General features: G+C 35.4%; 4 protein-coding genes. 3 read left to right on the plus strand and 1 reads right to left on the minus strand.

What is annotated here, in order from left to right:
* Positions 1-1,550 (minus strand): 5'-3' exonuclease H3TH domain-containing protein (locus BZK14_RS07870; protein ID WP_281249107.1); only part of this gene is annotated, 1,550 nt, incomplete at its 3' end.
* Between the two features lie 131 nt (positions 1,551-1,681).
* On the opposite strand from BZK14_RS07870, the gene BZK14_RS07875 reads away from it, so the two are divergent.
* The 3 genes from BZK14_RS07875 to BZK14_RS07885 form a co-directional block, all read left to right on the plus strand.
* Positions 1,682-3,052 carry a phosphohexomutase domain-containing protein gene (locus tag BZK14_RS07875; protein ID WP_077925973.1) on the plus strand — a complete coding sequence of 457 codons (1,371 nt, stop codon included), beginning with the start codon at positions 1,682-1,684 and terminating at the stop codon, positions 3,050-3,052.
* A 194-nt stretch (positions 3,053-3,246) separates the two neighbouring features.
* On the plus strand, positions 3,247-5,127 hold the full coding sequence (locus BZK14_RS07880; RefSeq protein ID WP_077925974.1) for an acyltransferase family protein: 1,881 nt from the start codon (positions 3,247-3,249) through the stop codon (positions 5,125-5,127).
* Between the two features lie 4 nt (positions 5,128-5,131).
* On the plus strand, positions 5,132-6,459 hold a 1,328-nt coding region (locus tag BZK14_RS07885; RefSeq protein WP_143691407.1), incomplete at its 3' end, for an acyltransferase family protein.

Below are 6,459 nucleotides of genomic sequence, written 5' to 3' on the forward strand. Positions count from 1 at the left end.
ATTTCAATCGTTTCATATAACGATTTCAATGTCGGGATAGAATCCACTCTTGGTTTCAAAGCCTGCCATAGGCGCAATGTGATATCTGCATCTTCTGCTGCATAATGGGTCGCTACTTCTAATGGAATTTCATTGAAAGTCTTTTGTGCACGACCTTTGCCTGCGATTTCCTCAAATGGCGTTGTTGTGTGATCGAGATATTTCAGCGCAAGATCATCCATATTATGCTTTTCTGTTGCATCCCAAACATAGCTTGCAAGCATCGTATCATCAGCAATGCCATTCAATGTGATGCCGTAGCGCTGTAATATGTGCCAATCAAATTTGAGATTTTGCCCAACTTTAGCAATGTCAGAATTTTCTAAAATTGGTTTCAGTCGTGTGATTACATCTTGCAAAGCCAATTGCTCAGGCGCAACCAAGAGATCGTGTTGCACAGGAATATAAACGCCTTCACCTGTCGCAATCGATAAAGAAATGCCCACCAATTTCGCCTGCATGAAATCCAAGCCATCCGTTTCTGTATCAATAGATAAACGATGAGCATCTGAAATACGCGCTATATACGCATCCAAATCTTTTAATGTTGTAATGGCACGGTAATCCTGAAAATCAGGCTTGCGTGGCATTAACCATTCTGCCGTTCTTGGCGCTGACACCATCGTATTCAACATGGGTTTAAATGTGCTATCTGATTTACCTGCCACCAATTGCTTTAATAAAGAGTGAAATTCAAATTCTGTATATAGCTCTCTCAAACCTTCCACATTAGCATCGCGCAGCTCTAAATCTTCAACTTTATAAGGCAGCTCTGCATCCATCACCAAAGTTGTGAGCTTTTTAGATAACGCAATTTGCTCGAATGAGTTACGTAAGCGCTCACCCACTTTGCCTTTGATTTGTTCAGCATTGGCTAAAATACCTTCCAATGTTTGATATTCAGTAATCCATTTAGCAGCAGTTTTTGGACCAACGCCTTCAACACCTGGAATATTATCGGCTTTATCGCCCATTAATGTTAGGTAATCACGAATAGATTCAGGATAAACGCCGTGCTTTTCAAATACACCTTCACGATCCAACATCACATTTTTCATGCCATCATACATTTTAATCTGATCATCCACGAGCTGTGCCAAATCCTTATCGCTCGATGCAATAATCACGCTATAACCTTTAGATTTGCCTTCAATCGCCAAAGTCGCGATCACATCATCCGCCTCAATGCCATCAATGATCAAACGTGGCAAACCTAATAAATCCACAACATCCATCAAAGGTGCAATTTGTTCACGCAGATCATCTGGCATTGGCGGACGATGCGCTTTATAGTCTGCATAAATATCACTTCTAAAACTTTTACTTTTCGCATCGAAAGTTACTGCGACATATGCAGGATCAAAACTATCCAATAACTTTTGAAACATCGTAATCACACCGCGAATCGCCCCAGTTGGGCGACCTGATTTTGTCGTCAAAGGTGGTAATGCATGATAGGCACGGAATAAAAAGTTAGAACCATCGATGATTAAGAAAGTTTTGTTAGACATGATTTTCCAAATGTTGATAATTGATTAGAATGATTTTACATGATTATGCCTATTTAAGGAAAAGCCACTGACGATAGACGGAAATTTTAGTATGATACTGCCATGTTTTATTTAATACGATTCTAAAAATCATGACACAATACACTTGTTTCAAAGCCTACGACATCCGTGGCAAACTTGGCACAGAACTCAACGAAGAGATCGCTTATCGAATTGGCCGTGCTTATGGCCAAATTTACCAACCTAAAACTATAGTTGTAGGTTGTGATGTTCGCCTAACAAGTGAATCACTTAAACAAGCAACCATTCAAGGCTTGAATGATGCTGGCGTAAATGTGTTAGATTTAGGCTTAACAGGCACAGAAGAAGTTTACTTTGGCGCATTTCATTTAGATGTACAAGGCGGCATCGAGATCACAGCAAGCCATAATCCAATGGATTACAATGGCATGAAATTAGTTCGTGAAAATGCCCGCCCAATCGGTGCAGATAGTGGATTAAAAGAAATACAAGCTTTGGCAGAATCAGGTGATTTCAATGAAGTTCAAACCAAAGGTACCACTAAACTTTATAATATTTTACCTGAATACATTGAGCACTTATTAACATACATTGATCCTGCTAAAATTCGCCCCATGAAATTAGTCATGAATGCAGGCAATGGCGCAGCAGGCCATGTAGTTACTGCACTCGAAGCTAAATTTAAAGCACTCAATATTCCTGTAGAACTCATCAAAATCCACAATGAACCTGATGGTAACTTCCCGAATGGTATTCCTAACCCAATTTTAATAGAAAATCGTTCAATGACTTCAGATGCAGTCATGGCACATCAAGCAGATGCAGGCATTGCATGGGATGGCGACTTTGATCGCTGTTTCTTATTTGATGAAAAAGGGCAATTCATCGAAGGTTATTACATTGTTGGCTTATTGGCACAAGCATTTTTACTCAAGCAATCCGGTGAGAAAATCGTCCATGATCCCCGATTAGTTTGGAATACTTTTGATATTGTAAATGAATATCAAGGGATTGCTGTGCAATCTCAATCAGGCCATTCATTCATCAAAGAAAAAATGCGAGAGCATAATGCTGTCTATGGTGGGGAAATGAGCGCACACCATTATTTTCGTGATTTTTCTTATTGTGATAGTGGGATGATCCCTTGGTTATTAGCCATTTCTGTAATGTCTGAAACTCAACAATCATTATCTTCACTCGTTGAAAATATGATTGCTAAATTTCCTTGTAGTGGTGAAATCAACTTCAAAGTTGAAAACACACAGCAAACCATACAAAAAATCATGGATCATTTTGCCCATCAAAACCCGATTATTAATAAAACCGATGGAATCAGCTTAGATTTTGGTAATTGGCGCTTGAATGTCCGTGCGTCGAATACAGAACCTTTATTACGTTTGAATATTGAAAGCCGTACAGATAAGAATCCAAAACCAATGCAAGATTATGTGGGTGAGTTAACAAAGATTATTATGTCATAAAGTATATGTATTACTTCATACACATATGTCTAATAAATTATAATAAGTAAAGTTTTGTAGCCTCCTGATTACTGAATACGGTTACAATATCTAATTTTCATACTATAATGTTGCGTCAATTTAATGATTCTAAACAAATTAAAAATACTCAATTACTCATTGAGTATTCTTCTTTCAAGTTAAAGGTAAGTTGAATGCAATTTCGCACGGATATCAATGGACTGCGAGCTTATGCCGTCCTAGCAGTTATTATTTTTCACTTTAATCCACAATGGCTCCCAGGTGGATTTGTTGGTGTCGATGTGTTCTTTGTTATATCAGGTTACTTGATGACAAGCATCATATTTCGTGGTCTGAATCAACAATTTTTTTCGTTACGTAATTTTTATTCATCTCGAATTAAGCGAATTATTCCTGCCTTATTAGTATTAGTTATTATTTTAATGATATTAGGCTATTTTTTTCTTGGTTCTATCTCTTACCGTAACCTTTCTAAAGAATCGATACGCAGTTTATTATTTGTTTCAAACTTTCTATATTGGCGAGATTCAGGTTATTTTGATGCAGCAGCACTCAGTAAACCTTTGTTACATACATGGTCATTATCTGTAGAGTGGCAGTTTTACATTATTTACCCGGCCATTCTAGCAATTTTTGCTAAAATATTTTCTATCAATACACTCAAGAAATTAGTGCTTATAATTGCCATTCTATCCTTGGGTTTTACAATATACTTCACCAATCAATTCCCTACGGCAGCTTATTTTTTATTACCTACAAGAATTTGGGAAATGCTATTAGGTGGTTTAATATTTTTATATCCATTCAACCTTAAACATTCATGGCATAAATACACTTTTGAAACAGGCGGTATTTTACTGATTATACTGTCATTTTTCATTATCAATGAAAATATTCCATGGCCTGGATATATGGCATTGTTACCAACATTGGGTACATTTTTCTTAATACAAGCTAATGGGCATTCGCTACTTACCAATAATTTGCTATTTCAAAAAATAGGATTATGGTCCTATTCCTTATATCTATACCATTGGCCTGTTGTATATGTGAATTATCGCTACAACTTACAAATATCTTTTATTAGCTTCATTAGCATAACGTTTATCTTATCTTTATTATCATATTACCTAGTCGAAAAAAGAAAGTGGAATGTTAAAATCATCATTATTTCACTTTTAGTTGTATTGGTGCCTATTTATGGTGCTTATAAAACTAAAGGAGCTGCATATAGGATGGACAACCGTTACAACATTACAGCCGAAGAATTTGCTAATAAATATGCAGGTGGATCCGGATATCCATCATATATTGAGTCATACATCAACCCAAAACTTAATAATGATTTTGACTACACTATTATTGGCGATAGCTATTCAAGACAATACGCAAAATTTCTAAAGAAAGAAAATATTAGTTTGCGTACTTGGTTTGCTAACGCATGTTTATTTACAATAGACTATACAGTGATCTTTCAAAAAAGTGAGTTTAAAAAATGTAGCAGTTTTGTGAATAATTTTTTCACAAAAACCAAGACAGAAAATCAATCAAAACCAATTATTTGGATACAAAGTTGGGATGGTTATACACTAAAAACTCCTGATTCAGGAGAGTTGCTTTCTAGAAATCACCCTAACTATTCTTCAGCTATCACAAAAACTATTGAAACATTAGTACACCATAACCCTGACAAAAACATCTACTTAGTAGGGCTATATACAATACCGAGTTACAACATTTATGAATGTTTATCAGAACAAGGACTTTCTAAATTTTCAGAAACGTGTGATGAATTTATTCCTGCTGATCCTCCAAAACTCAACCAGATACTCAAAAAAGTAGCTGAACAATATGAAAATCTACATTATATCGATTCTGACATGGGTTTATGCGATCAAAAGGGCTGCCGTATGTTAATCAATAATGAACCTACTTTTAGTGATGATGGGCATATATCAACTTATGGTGCTGATATTATCGGGCCATATATTATCCAAGAAATTAATAAGATCGAAGCTAATACTCGCCACAAAATATATTTGAGTGAAGGATAAATTTATGCAGTTTCGTACAGATATTAATGGATTACGCGCCTATGCAGTCATAGCAATTATGATATTCCACTTTAATAAGCAATGGCTCCCTGGCGCTGTTGCTGCCGTGGATGTCTTTTTTGTTATTTCAGGTTATTTAATGACTGCAATTATATTTCGTGGATTAAATAATAACTCTTTTTCTTTACGTAAATACTTCTCTGCAAGAATCCGTAGAATTATTCCCGCACTGCTAGTTTTAACTATTATTCTTGTTATTTTAGGTTACTTCTTCTTAGGCCCAATCTCGTATAGATCTTTAACCAAAGAATCAATAAGAAGCTTACTTTTTATCTCTAACTTCTTATATTGGCGAGAAACAGGCTATTTTGATCCCGGTGCAATGAGTAAATTTTTACTGCACACTTGGACTCTTTCTGTTGAATGGCAATTCTATATTTTTTATCCTCTTTTATTAGTGTTTCTCGCTAAGATCTGCTCTATTTCTACAATTAAAAAAATCATTATTACTCTTGCAATTACTTTTTTCTTATTAACGATTTACATCAGTAATATATCACCCATGACAGCCTATTATCTATTACCTGGACGCGTATGGGATATGTTAATCGGTGGACTTGCATTCCTATTCCCACTAACGATTACAAAACGATCTCATAAATACCTATTAGAAGGTATTGGGCTCATCCTTATTGTTGGTTCTTTTTTTATATTTTCTGAACATACTGTGTGGCCAGGATATTCTGTATTTATTCCAACAATTGGTGTTTTTCTCTTAATTCAATCAAATAGCTGCTCATTCTTCACTAACAATATTGTGTTCCAAAAAATTGGTTTGTGGTCATTCTCAATGTACTTGTACCATTGGCCAATTTTAGTAATTAATCACCGTTATAATCTCGATATGAGTTTTGGGTTCTTTATTGGTTTAACATTCCTTTTTGCTGTTCCCTCTTATTATTTAATAGAAGTTCGCAAATGGAATGCAAAATATATTTTAATCGCTGTATTCATAGCGTTGCTACCAATGTATGGGGTTTATAAAACTAAAGGAGCCGCTTTTAGAATAGATAACCGCTACAATATCACAGCAGAAGAATTTGCTATCCAATATGCTGGTGGAGGCATCATACCATCCTATGAACATTCATACATCAATCCTAAAGACAACTATGAGTTTGACTACACTATTATTGGAGATAGCTACTCTAGTCAGTATTCAAAATTTTTCACTAAAGAAAAAACTAGCTTAAGTGTTTGGTTTGCTGAAGCTTGCCTATTTACCATGAACCATAAGGTTATTTCTCAAAAAAGAGAGCTTAAAAAATGTAC

The organism is Wohlfahrtiimonas larvae, assembly GCF_002006755.1.
Classification (GTDB): domain Bacteria; phylum Pseudomonadota; class Gammaproteobacteria; order Cardiobacteriales; family Wohlfahrtiimonadaceae; genus Wohlfahrtiimonas; species Wohlfahrtiimonas larvae.

What these genes read in the sequence shown, in the direction of transcription:
- BZK14_RS07875 (WP_077925973.1), top strand. Translation starts at nt 1,682, where the DNA reads ATGACACAATACACTTGTTTCAAAGCCTACGACATCCGTGGCAAACTT.
- BZK14_RS07880 (WP_077925974.1), top strand. Translation starts at nt 3,247, where the DNA reads ATGCAATTTCGCACGGATATCAATGGACTGCGAGCTTATGCCGTCCTA.